Below are 19,245 nucleotides of genomic sequence, written 5' to 3' on the forward strand. Positions count from 1 at the left end.
ACAATGATTCAAATCAGTCTTTTTAATGCAATAGGCAGAACAACTCAGTTCATCATAGTTTTTATAGCCCTATTGGCTGTTAGCGCTCAACCAAGCTTAGCCCAATCAGATTATCCAAACAAGCCAATCCGATTTGTTATTCCTTTTCCTGCTGGTGGCTCAACCGACAATATTGCTAGGCCACTTCAAAATGAACTCCAAAATACAGTGAAGTGGAATGTCGTTGTCGACAATAAACCCGGCGCAGGCGGCAATATTGCCGCAGAAATCGTTGCTAAAGCACTGCCTGATGGCTACACCTGGTTAATGGCTTCTGTAGGTACTCATGGCATTAATCTTCCTCTTTACACTCAAGGTGGAGGAAAGCTACCATTTGATCCCATTAAAGATTTCACGCCAATCTCTCTGGTAGCAGAGTTACCGAATGTCTTGGTTTTAAATCCGGAGTTTGCTGCTAAGAACAATATCAATACCGTCAACGATTTGATTGCCTATGCTAGAGCTAACCCTGGCAAGGTTAATATGGCCTCCAGCGGTAATGGCACATCAATCCATATGGCTGGCGAGCTCTTTAAGTCCATGACTAAAACCTATATGGTTCATCTGCCATACAAAGGAAGTCCTCCCGCAGTAATCGACCTCATGGCAGGCAATGTAGACATTATGTTTGATAACCTGCCTTCTTCAATTAGCTTTATACGTGCGGGTCGCTTAAAAGCATTGGCAGTGACTAGCGCTAAGCGCTCAGCTGCCTTGCCAGATTTACCAACCGTTGCTGAAGCAGCCAATTTACCAGGCTATGAGGTAACCTCTTGGTTTGGAGTTGTTGGCCCTGCAAATATGCCTGCAGATATTGTAAGCAAAGATAGTGCTGTCCTGATAGCGGCCATTAACAGCCCATCAGTGAAAGAAAAGTATCTGGCGATGGGTGCGCAACCGGTTGGCAATACGCCTGCGCAATTTAGTACCTTCATTAAAAATGAGATCACAAAATGGACTAAGGTTGTAAAAGATTCTGGGGCAAAAGTAGATTAATCTTTTAAACCTACTAAGCAAAAGAGGAGCGCTGCTCCTCTTTTTATTCCCTACCCTGTACTTATTCTTTTCACTTACCTAATTGAGAAAGTAATTTACTAGGTGAGATTACTTCTTGATCTAAGACCAATTCTATTAATGCACCCTTTTTGCTAGCAAGTGCTTTTGCAAATACCGGTGCAAACTCTTCAGTCTTTGTGACCCTAAATCCGGGCATCCCAAAGCTATCTGCAAACTTTACAAAATCTGGATTGGTTAAGTCAGTTGCCATCACACGCGACTTAAATTCTCTTTCCTGGTGCATACGAATCGTTCCCAGCATACTGTTGTTAACTACTAAAACAATGGGGAATGCATCGTAACGCGCAGCCGTTGCTAACTCCTGGCAGTTCATCATAAAATCGCCATCGCCACAGACTGCAATTACAACCTTCTCAGGGCTTGCGATCTTAGCAGCGATTGCTGCAGGTAAACCATAGCCCATAGAGCCATTCGCAGGGGCTAATTGAGTTTTATGAGATCCATAAGGATAGAAGCGGTGTACCCAGGTCGCAAAGTTGCCAGCACCATTGGTCACAATGGCATCACGCGGTATAGAGCTTGGCAGTGAATTCATAATCTGGGCTAGTTGCAAATCACCCGGTGTACTTACTGGGCTAGAAAAGGCTAAATATTCAGCATGCGCTGCTGGCATAGCTGCGCGATCATACTGATTCCCCATCTTGACATTCTTGAGCGCTGCACAGAAATTTTCTGGGCTGCAGTTAATGGCAAAGTCTGGGCGATAAACGCGACCCAGATCTTCTGCGCCTGGAAGTACATGAATCAGTTGAGTTTGAGTTTGGGGGATAGAGAGTAAGGTGTAACCCGCCGTGGTCATCTCGCCTAATCGCTCGCCAATGACTAACAAGGCGTCGGCCTCACCAATACGCTTGACTAAGGATGGGTTAGCCCCTATTCCCAAATCACCTGCAAATGCAGGATCGAGGTTATCAATCAGATCTTGAGACCGAAAACTAGTGGCTACTGGAATATTTTCTTGATTGGCCCAATTACGTAAATTATCACAGGCGCCGCTATTCCAGTTGCCACCACCGGCAATAATCATGGGCTTTTTCGCTGATGTGAATACTTTCATCGCTGCATCAAACTGCTTGGTATCCAATCCTGGCTGAACGATATGGGCTGGTTTAGTAGGATTGTCTTGACCAGACATGTACAACACATCTTCGGGTAAAGCGAGTACAACCGGGCCTTTACGCCCTGCTTGAGCTACATGAAAAGCATGCGAAACAAATTCATCAATACGATCAACCCGATCAATACTACCAACCCACTTTGCACATTCTGAATACATTCTGCGATAGTCGATTTCTTGAAAGGCTTCGCGCTCAACCATGTCTGTGCCAACTTGGCCAACGAGTAAAACCATCGGGGTTGCATCTTGATATGCCGTATGCATGCCGATCATGGCATTAGAGGCGCCAGGTCCACGCGTGACCATCATCACTCCAGCATGGCCAGTCAATTTTGCATAGGCCTCAGCCATGTAAGCGGCGCCACCTTCTTGACGGCAAGTAATAAAGCGAAAGTTAGGATGGTCTACCAGCCCATTTAAGAGCGGCAAAAAGCTTTCGCCGGGAACTCCAAAGGCGATATTGACGCCTTGTCTAACTAAGGCATTTGCCAGTATCTGACCACCATTGATTGTCTTGCTTGGTGTCTGCATTCTATTTTTATACTTTCTGATGGATCTTATAGGTCTTGTATGTCGTGGTGTTCAAATACGCCAAATAGAAAGTTATCACACTTTTACTATGTCTCAGAGTCAATCGGGCTGTCCTATACTGCGGGAACAGACTATAAATCAATCAATTGGGAGGCGCTGAGATGAGGTTATTTGGCTTTAAGGGGGTAAATGGATATGAAGGCGTAGGAGCACTCTCCAAAGGCGGCCAAGATAACTTTATTGATATCTGTGCGACAGACTCACTGATCCCCAATAGCATCCAAGAAATCATTCAATCCCAATCGCATTTAGATCGAGTGGGTGCTGCCATTGCCAATTCCAAAGCGATCACTGGCAAGCTCAATACGATCACTTTCAAAGCGCCGATTGAACGTCCAGGGAAAATTGTTTGTATGGGCCTGAACTATGCTGACCATGCCAAAGAAGGTGGCAACGCTAGACCGCAATATCCGAGTTTTTTTATGCGCGGGCCTAGTTCAATGACGGCGCATTTAAGTCCGATTGTGCGACCTAAAGTATCTGACAAACTCGATTACGAGGCAGAGCTGGCTTTTGTTGTTGGCAAGAAGGCTAGGCATCTCACACTAGAGAATGCCTTAGATTGCGTGGCTGGTTACAGCATCTTTAATGACGGCAGTATTCGAGATTACCAACGCAAAACCACTCAGTGGACAATTGGTAAGAACTTTGACCAAACTGGCGCTTTCGGTCCATGGCTAGTCACACCAGATGAGCTTCCCCCTGGATGCCATGGTTTAAATATTCAATCTCGTTTAAATGGTCAAGTCATGCAAAACGCTAATACCAAGGATTTTTTATGGGGCGTTGCAGAAACCATTGTGCTGATTTCTGAATGTATGACTTTAGAGCCGGGGGATGTTGTCATTACCGGCACGCCTGCTGGTGTGGGTTACGCAAGAACGCCCCCGGTCTTTATGAAACCGGGAGATATCTGCGAAATCGAAATTGAATCCATTGGCGTACTACGAAACACCATTGCAGATGAGTAATCTACCCTTAACTAGTTTTAGCTCGCATTACTGAGTCCGACAGTCATACCGCCACAAACGTAGAGCGTTTGACCAGTAGTAAAGCTAGAGCGGTCATCGATTAAGTAGGCTGCTGCGTGCGCTATATCTTCTGGTTGCCCCATTCTCTTGACTGGAATGTTTTCAATAATTTTGATGGTCTTTGGAGCGTTTGGTGGATTACCAGAGGTAAACAGTTCTGTTGCAATCGGGCCTGGCCCAATGGCATTGACGGTAATGCCATATTGAGCCAACTCCAGAGCCCAAGTCCTCGTCATTCCTTGTAGCCCTGCTTTCATGGCGGCATAGGCAGTACGCTCTTCTTTACCCAGTGCTGCACGACTTGCGATATTGACTATCCGTCCGAAGTTTTCTTGTCGCATTTGGGGGAGTAATTGCTGGGCAAGCACCATAGGCGCCTTTAAGTTGAGAGCATAAACAGCATCAAAATCTGCTGCACTCACATCCTCCAGAGCGCCTGGCTTAATAATGCCTGCATTGTTTACTAGCCTGAGTACTTTAGTGCGATTGGTAATTTCTTGGAGGAGAGATTTCACAGCATCGCTGTCAGTGATATCTACCTGATGAAATTCTTCGTCTTTTAACAAGCTGGGTGGCTCTAACTTATCCAAGTTAATCACTCGATAACCATCGTGAGTTAATCGCGTAGCAATGGCCCTGCCAATTCCGCGACTAGCACCAGTAATCAGAACATTCTTTGGGGTACTCATGAGCTAGCCTTCTATCAATACTATTAATCTACTGTAGCGCCAGAAGCCTTCACCACTTTTTCCCATTTCTGGGTTTCATTGGATATCGTTCTTCCAAAATCTTCTGGCGTTCCCGGGATCGGCACGCCACCCAAGTCCGCTAATCGCCTTTGCATTTTAGGATCTGCTAGTAATTGATTCATAGCAGTATTAACCTTTTCAACTGCCTCGCGGGGAGATCCTTTGGGCATCGAAAGACCAAACCAAGCAGTTGCCTCGTATCCAGGTACTGTTTCAGCAATCGTTGGTACATTGGGCAATGAAGGTTCAATCGCAACTGACGTAACTCCCAGCGCCCGAATTCTGCCGTCTTTAATAAAACCAGCAGATGAAGGCAAGTTGTCAAAAATAACCTGCACCTGTCCACCCAGGAGGTCATTTAAGGCAGGGCCCGCTCCCTTATAAGGGATATGGGTCATCTTGCAGCCCGTCATCGATTTAAATAGTTCGCCCGACAAATGGACTGAGGTTCCACTACCAGAAGAAGCCATATTCACTTTAGAAGGATTGCTCTTGCAATACTCAATAAACTCTGCAACGGTCTTCACTGGCATGCCATTGGTAACGACCATCACATTGGGTGTGCGCACAATACCCGCTACCGGAGCTACATCGTTGACAAAGGTAAACGATAAGTTTTTATACAGGGAAGCGTTAATGCCATTGGCCGGATTTGTTAATAACATGGTGTAGCCATCGGGCGGTGATTTAATCACAAACTCTGTACCAATATTATTTCCGCCGCCTGGCTTGTTTTCAACAATGACAGCAACGCCTAATTTTTCGGTTAAGCCTTGCGAAATAATTCTGGCTAGCACATCGGTAGTCCCGCCTGGAGGGTAAGGAACAACCAAACGAATAGGTTTTTCCGGATAAGGTCCTGCGCTAGCAAAACTAGAGAAAAAAGTGAGGCAACCGAACAATAATGCAGCGTATGGTGAAATATGGTGCATGCTTACTCTCCTGTAATTAATGAGCAACTAGTGTAGTTAGAGACTATTTTTAATGGACTTACAAGGGCTTGCATATAGGGGGTTTCCTCTGTGCAAACAGCGTTTTTTGCTCAAAAGCATGGGCTAACTGCAAAATCCCGAAATCATCCCGATGCCGACCCACAATCTGTATCCCTACAGGTAGCCCATTATCAGTAAATCCTGCCGGCACTGAAATCGCAGGGTTTCCAAGAGCGCTAATCAGGTAACACGTCTTTTGCCAGTCAATATAGGTATTCATTTTGACGCCGTTCACTTGCGCTGGGTACTCTTCCTCAATGGAAAAAGGCACCACTTGGGATACTGGCAAGACTAAAAAATCATACTTCTGAAAGAACTCTCGCATGCGGTGATAGAGCTCGGTGCGCTTAGCTTCTGCTCGTGCTAATTGGGGGCCAGTGATGGGTAAGCCCTGCTCGGCATTCCAAATTACCGTATCTTTAATTTGATCACGATGCTCTTTTAATAAAGGTGTAATACGCAACTCTGTTCTCCAGGCACGCCAAAGCATGAAAATTTCATCTGCCTCGGCAATATTGGGCTCATCATTAGTGAGATCACAACCGATCTCCTGAAACACCGCCCGCGATGACTCCACTACTCTAGCTACTTCTGGCTCAACGGGTAAGCCGCCAAGATTTGCACTAAAAGCGACCTTACATCCTTTAAAAGATCTGGCTAGAGGATTTAAAAAGATCTCTCCAGGGGCTTCTAAAGAAATCGGCGAACGATCATCAGGCCCCGACATGGCAGCCATCGCTAAAGCTAAATCTTGAACCGAGCGTGCCATAGGGCCTGAAACACTCATGGTTTGCCAACCTAATGATTCGGGCCATGAAGGAACCCTGCCAACCGAAGGGCGTATTCCAACCAAATTACAAAAGCTCGCTGGATTGCGTAATGAACCACCTAAATCGGTTCCATCAGCCAACGCAATCATGCCGCTGGCTAAAGCGACTGCGCCACCACCTGAAGATCCTCCACAGGTCTTAGTTAAGTCATATGGATTGGGCGTAGAGCCAAAGACGGCATTAAATGTTTGGCTGCCAGCCCCAAACTCGGGTGTATTCGTTTTACCCAGGCTAATGGCGCCTGCTTTCTTTAAGCGTTCAACAGGTAAGGAATCCACATCGGGCACAAAATCTTGATATGCGAGAGATCCAAAAGTAGTTCTCACGCCACGGGTCAAAAATAAATCCTTATGGGCAACTGGAAGTCCATGCAAGATGCCAAGAGATTCATTTGCCGCAATTTTTTGATCTGCAATGACAGCTTCCTCCATTGCAGAATCAGCCGTTAAAGTAACAATCGCATTTAAGGTGGGATTAAGGCGCTCTATTTGGTCTAAATGCGCACGAATGGCCTGGACAACTGAAATCTTTTTTAATCGAATGAGTTTAGCCAACTCAGTAGCAGATGCAAAACACAAATCATCATGTGACATTTGAAGCAATCTCCCTAATTCTTTTTCTTGTTAATGAAGTATATGCGACACCCATTTTGGGGTGTTCAGGGCTGATTTGAAGATGCACCCTATTGCATCTAGATCACTTCCAATACTTTACCAAGCGAAGTGCCTTCATAGTTTGGTTTTTCACCAATCTCTTCAAACGGATGACCAAGGCGATTGACCCAAAACACATCAAATCCATACCATTTGGCCGCCAAAGCATCCCAAGCATTGCTAGATACGAACAGGATCTCTTCTTTTCTAACGGGGAATGCTTTCAATAGCAGCTCATAGGCTTGAGGAGCAGTTTTAAATAAACGTACATCTTCAACCGTAACGACTTTATCAAGATAAGGCTTTAAACCATTGGCCTGCACTACGGTAGCCAGCATCTCTCTGCTACCGTTAGACAAAATTGCCGTAGAGATCCCTTTTTCTTTGATTGTTTTGACAACGATGAGGCTATCTTCGAAACCTGTGAGCTTGGCATATTGATCCATCAATCGCTTCTCATACTCAAGGGTGAGATTTAACCCCATCCGCTTACAAACATAATGCAATGAGCGAATGGTTATTTCCCAAAATGGCAGATAATATTTACTGCCGGCAGGATTGGGGTCGCTCATGGTGACAAGGCGGGTGTATTCAATTTGGCGATCACGCCACATCAAAGAAAATGCTTGGCCGTGACCAGGAAAGAGCTCTTCAGCCAGCTGCCCTATGGAATATACATCGAACAATGTGCCATAGGCATCAAATGCGATTAATTTATACATGCTGACGTCCAGCAAGCATAGAGATATATGGCATTGGGTGTGATAGGTTCAGTTTAATCTTCAAAAGATTTTTTTAGGCGCAAGATCAAAAGTGCTACAAGACCTACTAACATGACATATAGCGAGATCAACACCGCTCCTTTACTATGGGCATAGCTAAAGCTAGAGTAGGCTAAATAAGCAGATGCCATGCAGAAGATCAATGGAGTAATGGGATATAGCGGTACAGAAAATACTCGAGCTCTCTGGTCCCTCGCTCGTAAAATAAACAGGCTAACACCCACCAAGAATAAGAAACTCCAAAATACGGGCGCAGTAAACTCAACCATTGTTTCAAAGCCATCGCTCTGTAAGGCGCCAAAACCAATTAAGGCAAGGCATATAACACCTTGCACCAGAAAAGCAAAACGAGGGGTGCCACGAGAGGACTCCCAATGCGCCATTTTACGAAGGCCATGCCAATCTTCACCCATAGCAAAATTGGTGCGAGCGCCAACAATCATCGTGGCATTAATGCTGGTAAGTGCAGCAACTGCTACAAAAATACCGAGTAACTTTTCTCCGATTGGACCAAAAGCAATGCCAAGTAAATCAGCAGACGCTGCCTTACTATTTGCTAACTGTTTTAAGCCTAGGCCATTAATGAGTGCCATGTTCACTAAAAGATAAATAATCGAGATGATCAGTAGACTGAAGACGATCACTCGTACAATGGTATGTAGGCTTCCTTTTAGTTCTGCTGAAATATAGGCAGACTCGTTCCAACCACCAAAGGTGAGTAGGACAAAAACCATGGCTAGGCCCATCATGCCAAATTCTGGTGTACTAGAAAATATTGGTGGGTTGATGGCGGATGGAATTGGGGCAGTAAAAAGACCAAAGCCCGCAAAAATGATGGCTATCAGACCAGAAACTTCTAAAACCGTTAATGCAGTTTGGATATTGGCTGAGGCCTCAATGCCAACTAAATTAATAATGGTCAAAACAACCACGATGGCAACTGCCCAATAGATATCTGAGTACGGCCCCAAAGAGATCACCTTGCTCATGTAATCACCAAAGACAAAGGCAAGTAATGCAATCGATCCCGTATTAATGACCATCGCTTTAGCCCAGCCGTACAAGAAAGAAATATTCTTGCCATAGGCCCGAGTTAAAAAATGATAGTCACCTCCAGCATGAGGGTAAAGGGTTGCCAATTCAGCATAACAAAGAGCGCCAGCAAGAGAGATGATGGCTCCACCTACCCAAATTGTCAGAGCCCAGCCGACATCACCAGTAATCCCTGCCACTATGGATGGAGTTTTAAAGATGCCAGCACCAATGACGATGCCAACAATAATGGCAATAGCTCCTAGGGGGCTGAGTAAGCGCTGAGGCGAAGCCCCTGAATCATTGACTGACATCCTGTGAAATCTTAAAGACGCTTACCAGTAATCACGTTATCGTTATAAGACCTACTTTTATAAAGACCTTTGAGCTCATTATTATTGACAGACATCATCACAAAATGCGATGTCTTATCACGATCAAGGTAAGTAAAGCTAAGGGTTGCCCCATCTAATTTAGGATTCAAAAGGGGTTGCAATTCATTGCCAACTTGAAGCGTGCCGCCTATTTTTTGATAATGTTGTGACAGTTTTAAAATCGTCTTGCCTGACTCCATTCCTGAAATCACCCATTCTCCAGCTACTTGAGCGGGAACAACCCAATAAAAAGCTTTAGCAGGACTATCAATTTCAACATCTGCCTCCCAATCGCCCATATTAAATGCGTGCGATGTTACACGCGTTCCAGGCTTCATTTTTAATATAGTAGGACGTAAGGCAATATTGAGCTCAGGCAATAAATACATAGTGACCACAGTTGCGTTACTAAAATTTTCTACGAAGATGTCACCGTTAATAATCTTCACGCGATCACCAACACCAGAACGATCGACATTACGCTGAGCTAATTGCGCCATCTCAGGATTAAACTCAATACCAATAGCGCGTGCACCAAAATCTTTCGCAGCTGCAATCGCAATTCTGCCATCGCCAGAGCCAAGGTCGTAGACTAAATCGGTGGAATTGACTTTGGCCGTTTTTAACATGATGGCGAGTAATTCATTATTGGTGGGCACCCAAACCACATCCTTACCCTCTTGACCAACTCGAGGCTGATATTTATCGTCACCACCCTCTAAGATGCTCTGGGCAAATGCATTGAGAGCAAAAAGGGTGCTAAAAATAATGAAACAAAATTTAAAATACTTCATATGATTTCCATAAAAAAGAAATATTAGAATTTTCAATGCCCTACTTAAGGCTTTGAATATTGTTATATTAGCTTAAATACCACCTCATTCGACTCTTGCATGACAAAGGGCTAATTAGTTAGCAGGGGTCAAATCATCTAGCGTGGAAATTTACCAGGTAAAACTACAAAAAAGCCACCCAGAGGTGGCTTTAATGTTTTTTAATTATCCGTACTCACTCATTCTCTTTGATTGAATTCACGCGACTAATAATCCAACAAGCTCCTGCAATCAAGATAATGGCACCACTCTCATAGAGCAACATTGCAGGATTTCCGTCCTTACCCTGAAGGATAATTAATCGACTTAATGCAGTCATTGCAATAAATAAAGGTATGGTTATTGGAATGCGATGGCTAGAATAAAAGGCTGCCAGCATCCCAAGGACCTCTGCATAAATAAACATCAGCAAAAGGTCCTGTAATTCAACACGACGATTGCTAATGAGAGAAAAAACTTCCTGGCCCATTGCTGCAACAGTAAATATCGCAATAATGATTAGAAATAGTTTTTCAACTAAGCCAATGGTATTTTTTACGTTCATATGCTGACCTTTTTTACAATGAGTAGATATCTAGTTATATTAGCTTATATACCCCTTAAATTACACAGGGCCAATTAATCCCTTTATATAAAACCATGCTTTAAAGGACAACTCATGATTAAGATATCCTCTAACAGGAGCATTTATGGATAACTTTGGTCCCATTATCTTGTTTGAAGGGGTGCTGGTCTTCGGAGGAGTTTTGCTATTTGCGTGGTGGCAATTACGCGACCTTCAAGAGGAGCGAGAAAAAGACCAGAAAAAGAAAGAGCAAGACTCACAACAAGATTCTTGAAGCTCAACCCGCGCCTTAGAAGCTTCAATCAGGAATTGGTGGTTATCCAGATTATCGGGTTAACCGAGGCGCCATCCCGATGGAAGTTAGATGCTTAATCCTCATTACCATTAGCTACCGACCGCATGATTCTCAATAATTCAACATCATGGCTTGGAAGACCATCTAGCAATCCTGCCAAGTGGGGTACATCTTTAGCAATTTGATCTCCACCATAAAAACGCAATGCCCAATTGGGGAATAGTCTTTGATCAATTACACCTAATTCAATTCGATGAAGAATCTCATGGCGATAGTCTTTTTGAATATTTTCCCAAAGAAACAGAACATCTTCTCTCCTGCCTTCAAGAATCTGTGAGAAATGGCCGTTCTCATAAAATAAGACGCCTGTAAGCTCGTGATCTTGATTCCACTTATAAGAAACATCAAATAGATGAACTAGACTTGATAGACCCATAGCATGCGTTGCCTTGCTGACATAGCTAAGCTCAACTAATTGATTCGGATCATCTGAACTCACTTTGTCCCCTTGGGTCTTCCAGATGTATATAAGGCACTAAATCCAGTGTGTTCTTTTAGTTGCCAGGCTTATATGGGCAATAACCCTAGCTACACCAGTAAAAACTGCCCGAAGATGGTGTAAATAGCATCTGCAGGCGGTCGAGCGGTATAGATTGGAAATTTATCGGGTAAACCAATATCTCAGCATTACAAATGAGCAATTATCTGTTGCTCCAAATCATTTAATCTAACAAGTGCCCGGTCTTCACAAAAATAGTGCAGCCCTCTTTGCTAAAGGGTTGGTGCTGACTCATATGGGGACTTCTAATCCATGACCCGGCTGGATAGCGGCCATGCTCATCTTCAAATACACCTTCAACCACAAAGATCTCTTCACCACCGTAATGCTTGTGTGGATTGAAATAGGTCTGAGGTGCCCAGCGAACTAGAGTTGAACCACTTCCTTGCTGCATCAGTGGCATTACCGTAAGACCGGGAACCATTCCTTGATGCCAAGGGGCAGCCTTAGTATCAATAATCTCTCGCTCAACTTGATCTGGGCCAAGGTGTCTGAGTTTTACAAATAGAGTGCAGCCAGACTCACTAAATGGCGCATGCGATGAGCCTGGTGGATTCATGATGTAAGTTCCAGCGGGATAGTCGCCAGTCTCATCACTAAAAACCCCATCTAGAACCAAGATCTCCTCACCGAATTCATGTGTATGAGTCTGAAATTGAGATCCAGCTTGATAGCGAACAATTGAGGTTGCTTTTGCTAGCTCATCACCAATACGATCAAGCATGCGTCTTTCTATACCTGGCTCCGGGCTTGGTACCCAAGGTAAGTCATGATGATTCATCACAACCTTCTGACTGTAATCAGCATTGATATTCATTTAATGTCTCTAAACGTCATTTGGCGTATTTGATTAATTCCATATAGTCCTCTTCAAAAACTTCGCCAATCTCTTTATAAATCAACTTGTTTTTAGCATCGAGAATCAATATGACAGGAACCCCACGAATTTTACCGATAGCTTGATTCAGCTCTGGCGTCATCATGGCGGCTGGAAAACTATAGTGATTTTGCCGCATATATTCTTTGGCAATAGCTGGTGTTTTATCAATGGAAATAGTCACAATATTCATTGATCCAGGTGGAATACGCTTAGAGAAGTTTTCTAGATAATTATTTTGGCGCTTACAAAATGGACACCAAGATGCCCATAATTGAATCAGTGTATTTTTTGTATTGTTTTTAGGGATTTCAAAATAGGCGCCATCTAAAGTTTGGACTCTCTCAAATGGCAATGTTTGGCCAATTTCAAGTGCCATTGCTATGCTTGGCATGGTGATGCTATATATAAAAATAAATACAGCAATAAGGGATTTGATTGGCTTTAGCATTTAGGGCACTTAAATAAAAGAGCTTAAAGAGAGAATGGTTCACAACATCATAGTGAAGATTACTTTCATTACACTTTTTTTCTTCATTAGCTGTTTAATTCTTAGCTAGGATTTGCTATGGCCTCTCTGACCATGACCTCCATCCGCTCTGGCGAAGTGCCAGGTGGAAAAAAGGCCAGATACTTGCCAGCGCGATTCATAATATAGATAAAGGCCGTATGATCAATCACATATTGATTACCATTCAGACTAACCTTTTCATAAAAAGTTTTGTATTGGGTTGCAACCTGCTTGGTTTCTTGTTCAGTGCCTCGCAAACCTAAGATCCGTTTATCAAAATGCTGGACATACTTGCCGATTAATTCTGGGGTATCTCGTGCGGGGTCTAAGGTAATAAAAATGGCTTGTACTTGCTCGCTATCTTTACCTAAGCGCTTTAACAAGCTCGCTAGATTACTTAAGTCGGTTGGACAAATATCTGGGCAAAACATATAGCCAAAATAAATGAGTACTATCTTGCCTTTAAATTCGGCTAGGCTGCGTTTTTTGCCAGCTTGGTCGAGCAAGGTAAAAGGTCCGCCCACCTGACCTTTACCAGACATCAACTCACTCATCAGCCGCACAGACTCCGCTCTAGATTGAGCAGTTTGGGCGTAGCCAGCTGGGGTCACCCCCAATAATAATCCACCAGCTAGGGCAAGGCTAGCTGACCAACGCCACTGCATTAACTACCAAATTGAAATTCGGTTCCAGTGGTCGATGTCACTAGGCGATCACTTAAGATGCTGCGCATAGTTGTGACAAAGGCAGGCCCAGAGCAATGCAAAGGAATCACCACATCTGGATTAAATTGTTTCAATGCCTCAACGGTGCTGATGAGGTAATCGTTTGGCGCTGGGAATAAATGAAAGCCACCTAATATCGCATGCACCTTATTAACACCCGAGACATTAATAGCTTGTTGCACCGTATTAACAATCCCCGCATGACCACATGAAGAGATCACGATTAAACCGCGGTCTTTTAAATTAAACGCCGTGCCATGTTCATGGATATGATCATCTTTAACGAACTTACCTTCTGCCTTGGCATTGAGCTCAGGCATATCGCAACCAATACCGTTCTTTTTACTAAACTCCACTAAGGTATTTGGCAGCACTTTTTCAAAGCTATTGCGGCTAATAACCCCGGTAGTGAAAGCCTGACCCTGAATAATTGTCGGTTTTTCGCAATAAACAATCTTCACTTTTAAGGCATCTAACTCACGCCGATCTAGCACACCCCAGTCCGCAAAATGTCCTGGTGCACCGCTAGCGGTTTTACGATTACAAAAATTATCTTCGCCGCCAACGTACAAGGTGAGGTCTGATGGTAACTTACTGCGATTGGCTTTTAAGAATGCAATCAAGCCACCAAAGTGATCAAAGTGGCCATGACTTAAAATCATCGCATCTTGTCGTTCAGGCTTCACATCCATGATTTCCATATTGCCCATCAGAGCTGCTGGGGTATAGCCGTAATCTAGCAGCATGCTCTTTTTATCTTGCCCGATGCGGGACTCTAGTGCCAAAGCTAAGCCCCACTCATTATGTAAGGCCTTGCGATAATCTTTAGTAGAGATAAACGGGGTGCGCTTGATCTTGACCCACTGATTCGTGTCTGGTCTAGGCGAATCATAGCTACTGTCTACTAAGACCTTTATATCTAAAGAATCAATGGTGGGAACTTTTGTAACGGCCTGTGACTCAATTCCAAAACTAGCTAAACCAGAACCCGCCACCAAGGCGGTTGTTCCTAAGATAAATTGACGACGATCTAATTTATGAATATTCATCTGATGCTCCCAAAAAATTGAACTGTGCTCGAAATCATGGGCTCAGTCTAGCTGAGGCTGGTCAAGATATGCAAGATCTAAATAGGACTGATTATGAATAGCCAATATGGTCAAAAGAGCCTAATAAACGAGGTATTTTTATGCAATCTAAAGGCCCAGCTGCGCATTTGGCCTACCCAGCACGATTCGAGTATCCGACTGATGCCTTAGGAGCTTAAGAGTTGTGCGGATAAGCATTGTCAGTCTATCGAAATGACCCTGCTCATTTACTCTCATCTAGTCATTTGCTGGTCCCATGACATGATATTTGGGAGATACACAGCCTATCAATAGAAAATATTGAATCACTCACAAGCTAAAAGCAAATAGATGGTTTTTAGTGATATTGACATATAGTCAGTTTTTCATAAAATACCCTTACCCCCTACTCTTTACTGCAACTAATGCCATTTGATTACTGTTCTGAATGCAAACGTTGCTGCAATGTTGACGCAGGTTACGAGCCTCTTGAAATTACCCTCACTGCTAAAGAAACCAAAGCCTTCAATTCCATTTGTATTCAAACGAGCTGTGAATATTTAGGTAATAAAGGCTGCACTTTGGGCGATAAAAAACCATATAGTTGCAAGATGTACCCTTTAGTTTACAACCCTTCAAGCCAAGAGCTTTTATACGATACTGATTGTCCAATCATGCCGAAATATATCGCTCAACTCAGATCAAAGGACTCCGAAGCTTCCAATCATCTATTGTCCATCCAAAATAGCATTGCATTGCTAACGAAAGTGGATATCGATTTTCTAGATCGTAATTTTGCGGTGGATCAAGAATATTTTGAGATTAAAAAGTTACCTATTCCATCCACTAAATTACGTCATCGTTCATAGCGTTACTGAAAATCATTATGGATGCACTTACTCTCCCTGTTTCTCCTGACACAAGCCAAACAGTCGTCCATGAAGTGGGCTATCAAAGTTGGACCAAAGACAATTTATGGGTTTTAAGTGAGCATGAGAATATTGAGTACTTCACTACGCGCTGGGACGCCCTATGCCCATACATTGAGGTCACAAATGAGATGATCGAAATGGCGCCAAAGCCTTTTGTGGTTTACGCCGTTCCCCCAAAAAGCCAATTTGGCGCACCGATTAAAGACCGCTATGGCTTGGTGAATGCCTTATCGCCAGAATTTTGGGTCGATGAACGGCGCATTAGAAAATTTCGTGAGTTAGATAAGCAATTTAGAAGCTTCAAGGTTACAGAGCGTGTAGTTGATGGCAAAGAAATTACGGCAGAGTATTTATATGAGATTGGCGGCATCCACTTTGAAAACTATTGGATCGCGGAGCAAGAGGTTGAAGGTTTTGTAGACTATGTACGCAATCTACAGGTACTTATTATTCAAGTGATTGCTGATAACGGTGACATAGTGCTGTCTGATGTTTCTATTATTTTACCTAATGAAAATCAACTCTATGGTAGCTTTTGCCAATGGGATCGCAAGTATAAAAACAGATCGCCAGGTATTTATGCTTGTCTACTAGCGACTAGATGGGCCCAAAAAAATGGTCTACAGTTTTATAATTTAGGGCCCGTTGACGAATATGGCTATAAGGATTTATTTATTACTGACTATGAGCCAATATATGCATTGATTGTCTCTGATCTTGATCACCCCATTGTTACTGATCAGACTTCACCAATTAATATTGATTTTGAAAAAGAGCAGATTAATCAGATTTACCGCAACAAATCTGCATTGTAATTTTTAGAAGTAATGCTTTTCGCCGAAAGTATCATCATAGTCAATTAAAAGCTCTTCATCTTTTTTAATCACTCGCAGGGCTTGAAACTGTCCATCTTTATTGAGTCGTAAATTGGGTTTTTTGGAATGATTCAGGTATATGGCCATACTCATGGCGTTCATACCAATTCTAGGGATCATCGTTTTCTTCAGATCATAAAAGCAAAATCTTTGAATTTGCTTTCGCACCGCCAATGGAAGGTGTTTTAGCTCACTTTTAGTAAATTTAATCTCTTTATCATCTAAGCTGCACATTAGGGGATTGATATCCTTTTTAATTACTCTAATGGCAAATACTCCTACCCCATGAGTTTTAGAGCAGCCGAGCCTGCAGAAGACCTCATTTTGTAGATGATCTAATAATTTTTTCTTATTGCTTGTCATTACTCAAATAATAACGCTAATACAAGTAGGTAGATTCTTCAAGGTCTAAATATTTGCCTATTCTCTTGGCAGCTTGAGCCTGTAATTTTGATCTGAAGAAGCAGTAATGGCCGTCACTAGGCTCAATCTGGAACATAGGTCTTTTATCCAGGAAAATGACAGATGATAGGAATTCTGCGTTGACGGCCTTCTCTTCTGAGATGCTTGAGCACGATGCCCCCAATCCTTGGCAAATCATCTTCTAGGGTATTCACCATCACCCAAGACAGCCCTATATTCTTCAAAATAGTAGGACGGATAAATCTGCTTGTTTAGCCTCAAATTACTCAAATAAGCCCTAAATGGTGCCATATCTTCTTCAAATCATTAAAAATCCTATATATACTATTTATGCAGTAATTCCTTGAAACTTGGTTTAGTAGTTTTATTGATAAAAAGGATCAATATGACTTTCAAAATATCTCCCAAGAGTGAATTTCACATTACAGAGCGAATGACCTATCGCAAAGAGAATAAAGAGATCAATTGTGGATTTCTGTGGAAAAGTGGTTCTTTTCTAATTGAAAGTCCTCCTGATTTTCTAGCTGATTATCAGCAGGAAATAGGAATCAGTGTTGGTAACGAAGACTATTCTGAAGTGAGGCTCTCGGATGAGGGGCAAAAGTTAATTTACTTTTCAGAAACAATTCCAGCTGAAGAGCAAAAAATACTGTCCGCAATATTTAATAACAGCAAAACAACGGATGACTTTGATATCGCCTATCACCACAAAGGTTGGCAATTAGCGGATGTAGACATTGTCATGTGGGGAGAGCTAGATATTAGAAGCGAGTAGCCTTACTAAAGCTTAACCGCAGGTAGTCACTAATATAGTCCCCCTTACTTTAAGGAGCGGTAGGGTTTTGAAGATCTGGCCAGTCCAACATGATTCCAACGTGCAACCTATGTCCTAGAAACGCTAGCGACCTAAAGAGGATGCATAAATAAAAACCACCCGAAGGTGGTTTTTCAACTGCTTGCTTCCTTTAATTTTTTGGACAACTATTTGTAGCTGGTTTTCCAGCTACGCGATCCTTAACCCACGTCAGATACATCGGGGCTGATAACCCAGGGGTTGAGAAATGCGTTTGCTCTCCCGGCAACTGAATACGCTCAATGTTGCCACCCATGGCACACATTTGTTTTTGATAAAGTTCGTGCATGATCGGGGGTACCGCAGTATCTTTAGTGCCCCAATAGATCACCACTGGTGCGATCGGCTTAACGGGCATTACACTGCCATCAATTAAAGCTTTTGCCCAGGCCATAGTATTAGCAGGCTTGTCACGCAGGAGTGTTTTGAACTGATTGCCATAGGTGTAATTGAAGGTATCAGCAATCACATGCATGCATTTGTTTAAGAGCACTTGATCGACCACCTTAGAGCCTTGATCCGTGAATAGATCGCTGAGTTTTAGATTGGGATAGGCTGCTTGAGTCCCCCATATCGTCATTGCAAAATGGGAGAAGTTAAATACATTGTCGGAAAATAACTGAATGAGTCCGTTGATAGCTTTATCAGCAGACGCCTGATCTTTAGTGGCAGTTTGGATCATTACCGCAGCATCATCAGGAGCCATAGCAACAAATCCCAGCACCTGTAAATCATCGATTACGGCACCCTTCTTGTTGAGGTAATCTCCTAAGCTAGCAGCAGCAATCGTTGCCCCGCCACCCTGTGACCAACCATAGAAAATGGTGCGTTTGCCGGCCCCAGTATCTTTCATAGAAATTGCCGCGCGCGCTGAATTAATTAAATCGCGACCATTGCTCCCTGCCACTGCATATTGATGCTTGCCACCACCACCTAAGCCTTGATAGTCAGTCGCTACAACAACATAACCTTCTTTAACAAACTCTTCAAGATTTGGAATGCCATAATCCGTCCACGAATTACCACCCACCAAGAAATACTGATTTAGCGGAACTGCTGGATTGGTTACCTGCGAAGGCCCACAATTTTGTGCGGTTCCTGTCGTGCCATGCGCCCATGCAAGAACCGGTCTACCCTCCTTAGGGGCTGTGCCAACCGGAGCAACAACCAAACCCGTTGAAATCGTTGGGCGCTCAGCGATATCTGAAGAGATATATGCAATGCGCCACGCTTGCGCACCTTTGATTGGAGTGCTGATCTTTTCTTGTTTGATGATCTGACCCAATTTGCCTTCAGATGCCATTTTCATGACATCGGCATAAAAAGGCGGCATAGATGGGTTGGCATTAACTGCAGCAAAAGAAAGGCTCAAGGTAGAGCCAACGATTAATGTGGAAAGTAGTTTTATCATATTTAAATCCAAAGAATAGGAAGCATTGAAATGGTTGGGGTAAACCACGCTA

The 19,245-nt window shown here is 43.3% G+C and carries 21 protein-coding genes; 6 read left to right on the forward strand and 15 right to left on the reverse strand.

The window, feature by feature from the left end:
- Window positions 1–3: 3 nt before the first annotated feature.
- A complete protein-coding gene (locus tag ICN31_RS03800) occupies window positions 4–1,035 on the forward strand; it encodes a tripartite tricarboxylate transporter substrate binding protein (RefSeq protein ID WP_088526163.1) in 1,032 nt (343 codons plus the stop codon).
- A 70-nt stretch (window positions 1,036–1,105) separates the two neighbouring features.
- Here the strand turns inward: ICN31_RS03800 and ICN31_RS03805 are convergent, their stop codons facing one another.
- The gene (locus tag ICN31_RS03805) at window positions 1,106–2,764 is read right to left on the reverse strand and encodes a thiamine pyrophosphate-binding protein (protein ID WP_216258734.1); all 1,659 of its coding nucleotides are present in this window, start codon (window positions 2,762–2,764) and stop codon (window positions 1,106–1,108) included.
- A gap of 161 nt (window positions 2,765–2,925) precedes the next feature.
- Here ICN31_RS03805 and ICN31_RS03810 point away from each other — a divergent pair, with 161 nt between their 5' ends.
- On the forward strand, window positions 2,926–3,795 hold the full coding sequence (locus tag ICN31_RS03810; protein ID WP_216258737.1) for a fumarylacetoacetate hydrolase family protein: 870 nt from the start codon (window positions 2,926–2,928) through the stop codon (window positions 3,793–3,795).
- A 17-nt stretch (window positions 3,796–3,812) separates the two neighbouring features.
- On the opposite strand, the gene ICN31_RS03815 is transcribed toward ICN31_RS03810, so the two are convergent.
- The 7 genes from ICN31_RS03815 to ICN31_RS03845 all read right to left on the reverse strand — a co-directional run bounded on the left by ICN31_RS03815 (window position 3,813) and on the right by ICN31_RS03845 (window position 10,644).
- Complete coding sequence (locus ICN31_RS03815) at window positions 3,813–4,544, reverse strand: SDR family NAD(P)-dependent oxidoreductase (RefSeq protein ID WP_216258739.1); 732 nt, start codon at window positions 4,542–4,544, stop codon at window positions 3,813–3,815.
- 23 nt (window positions 4,545–4,567) lie between these two features.
- On the reverse strand, window positions 4,568–5,536 hold the full coding sequence (locus ICN31_RS03820) for a tripartite tricarboxylate transporter substrate binding protein (RefSeq protein WP_216258741.1): 969 nt from the start codon (window positions 5,534–5,536) through the stop codon (window positions 4,568–4,570).
- A gap of 58 nt (window positions 5,537–5,594) precedes the next feature.
- Entirely contained in the window at window positions 5,595–7,019 is a 1,425-nt protein-coding gene (locus ICN31_RS03825; RefSeq protein ID WP_216258744.1) for an amidase, read from the reverse strand.
- A 98-nt stretch (window positions 7,020–7,117) separates the two neighbouring features.
- Window positions 7,118–7,801, reverse strand: coding sequence for a haloacid dehalogenase type II (locus tag ICN31_RS03830; RefSeq protein ID WP_216258753.1), 684 nt, complete (start codon window positions 7,799–7,801; stop codon window positions 7,118–7,120).
- Between the two features lie 53 nt (window positions 7,802–7,854).
- Window positions 7,855–9,207, reverse strand: coding sequence for an APC family permease (locus ICN31_RS03835; protein WP_216258755.1), 1,353 nt, complete (start codon window positions 9,205–9,207; stop codon window positions 7,855–7,857).
- An 11-nt stretch (window positions 9,208–9,218) separates the two neighbouring features.
- Complete coding sequence (locus ICN31_RS03840) at window positions 9,219–10,061, reverse strand: methyltransferase domain-containing protein (protein ID WP_216258756.1); 843 nt, start codon at window positions 10,059–10,061, stop codon at window positions 9,219–9,221.
- 214 nt (window positions 10,062–10,275) lie between these two features.
- Window positions 10,276–10,644 (reverse strand): phosphate-starvation-inducible protein PsiE, encoded by a 369-nt coding sequence (locus ICN31_RS03845; protein ID WP_216258757.1) that lies wholly within the window; start codon window positions 10,642–10,644, stop codon window positions 10,276–10,278.
- Between the two features lie 145 nt (window positions 10,645–10,789).
- On the opposite strand from ICN31_RS03845, the gene ICN31_RS03850 reads away from it, so the two are divergent.
- Window positions 10,790–10,939: a hypothetical protein gene (locus ICN31_RS03850; protein WP_216258759.1), complete on the forward strand. Its 150-nt coding sequence runs from the start codon at window positions 10,790–10,792 to the stop codon at window positions 10,937–10,939.
- Window positions 10,940–11,033: 94 nt separating this feature from the next.
- Here the strand turns inward: ICN31_RS03850 and ICN31_RS03855 are convergent, their stop codons facing one another.
- The 5 genes from ICN31_RS03855 to ICN31_RS03875 all read right to left on the reverse strand — a co-directional run bounded on the left by ICN31_RS03855 (window position 11,034) and on the right by ICN31_RS03875 (window position 14,681).
- Complete coding sequence (locus tag ICN31_RS03855) at window positions 11,034–11,459, reverse strand: BLUF domain-containing protein (RefSeq protein ID WP_216258762.1); 426 nt, start codon at window positions 11,457–11,459, stop codon at window positions 11,034–11,036.
- A gap of 223 nt (window positions 11,460–11,682) precedes the next feature.
- Complete coding sequence (locus ICN31_RS03860; RefSeq protein ID WP_216258765.1) at window positions 11,683–12,336, reverse strand: cupin domain-containing protein; 654 nt, start codon at window positions 12,334–12,336, stop codon at window positions 11,683–11,685.
- A 16-nt stretch (window positions 12,337–12,352) separates the two neighbouring features.
- Complete coding sequence (locus tag ICN31_RS03865; protein WP_216258767.1) at window positions 12,353–12,847, reverse strand: TlpA disulfide reductase family protein; 495 nt, start codon at window positions 12,845–12,847, stop codon at window positions 12,353–12,355.
- A 101-nt stretch (window positions 12,848–12,948) separates the two neighbouring features.
- On the reverse strand, window positions 12,949–13,572 hold the full coding sequence (locus tag ICN31_RS03870) for an SCO family protein (RefSeq protein ID WP_216258768.1): 624 nt from the start codon (window positions 13,570–13,572) through the stop codon (window positions 12,949–12,951).
- Window positions 13,572–14,681 carry an MBL fold metallo-hydrolase gene (locus tag ICN31_RS03875; RefSeq protein WP_216258769.1) on the reverse strand — a complete coding sequence of 370 codons (1,110 nt, stop codon included), beginning with the start codon at window positions 14,679–14,681 and terminating at the stop codon, window positions 13,572–13,574. The genes ICN31_RS03870 and ICN31_RS03875 overlap by 1 nt, the downstream gene beginning before the upstream one ends.
- 443 nt (window positions 14,682–15,124) lie before the next feature.
- Between ICN31_RS03875 and ICN31_RS03880 the strand changes: the two genes are divergently transcribed.
- Window positions 15,125–15,568: a hypothetical protein gene (locus ICN31_RS03880; protein WP_216258770.1), complete on the forward strand. Its 444-nt coding sequence runs from the start codon at window positions 15,125–15,127 to the stop codon at window positions 15,566–15,568.
- A gap of 17 nt (window positions 15,569–15,585) precedes the next feature.
- Window positions 15,586–16,446: a hypothetical protein gene (locus ICN31_RS03885; RefSeq protein WP_216258772.1), complete on the forward strand. Its 861-nt coding sequence runs from the start codon at window positions 15,586–15,588 to the stop codon at window positions 16,444–16,446.
- A gap of 3 nt (window positions 16,447–16,449) precedes the next feature.
- On the opposite strand, the gene ICN31_RS03890 is transcribed toward ICN31_RS03885, so the two are convergent.
- Window positions 16,450–16,869, reverse strand: coding sequence for an SET domain-containing protein-lysine N-methyltransferase (locus ICN31_RS03890; protein WP_216258773.1), 420 nt, complete (start codon window positions 16,867–16,869; stop codon window positions 16,450–16,452).
- Between the two features lie 445 nt (window positions 16,870–17,314).
- Between ICN31_RS03890 and ICN31_RS03895 the strand changes: the two genes are divergently transcribed.
- Window positions 17,315–17,704, forward strand: coding sequence for a hypothetical protein (locus ICN31_RS03895; protein WP_216258775.1), 390 nt, complete (start codon window positions 17,315–17,317; stop codon window positions 17,702–17,704).
- A 190-nt stretch (window positions 17,705–17,894) separates the two neighbouring features.
- Here ICN31_RS03895 and ICN31_RS03900 read toward each other — a convergent pair whose 3' ends face one another.
- Complete coding sequence (locus ICN31_RS03900) at window positions 17,895–19,193, reverse strand: alpha/beta fold hydrolase (protein ID WP_216258777.1); 1,299 nt, start codon at window positions 19,191–19,193, stop codon at window positions 17,895–17,897.
- Between the last annotated feature and the right edge of the window lie 52 nt (window positions 19,194–19,245).

The organism is Polynucleobacter sp. UB-Piko-W3 (assembly GCF_018881635.1).
Lineage (GTDB): Bacteria > Pseudomonadota > Gammaproteobacteria > Burkholderiales > Burkholderiaceae > Polynucleobacter.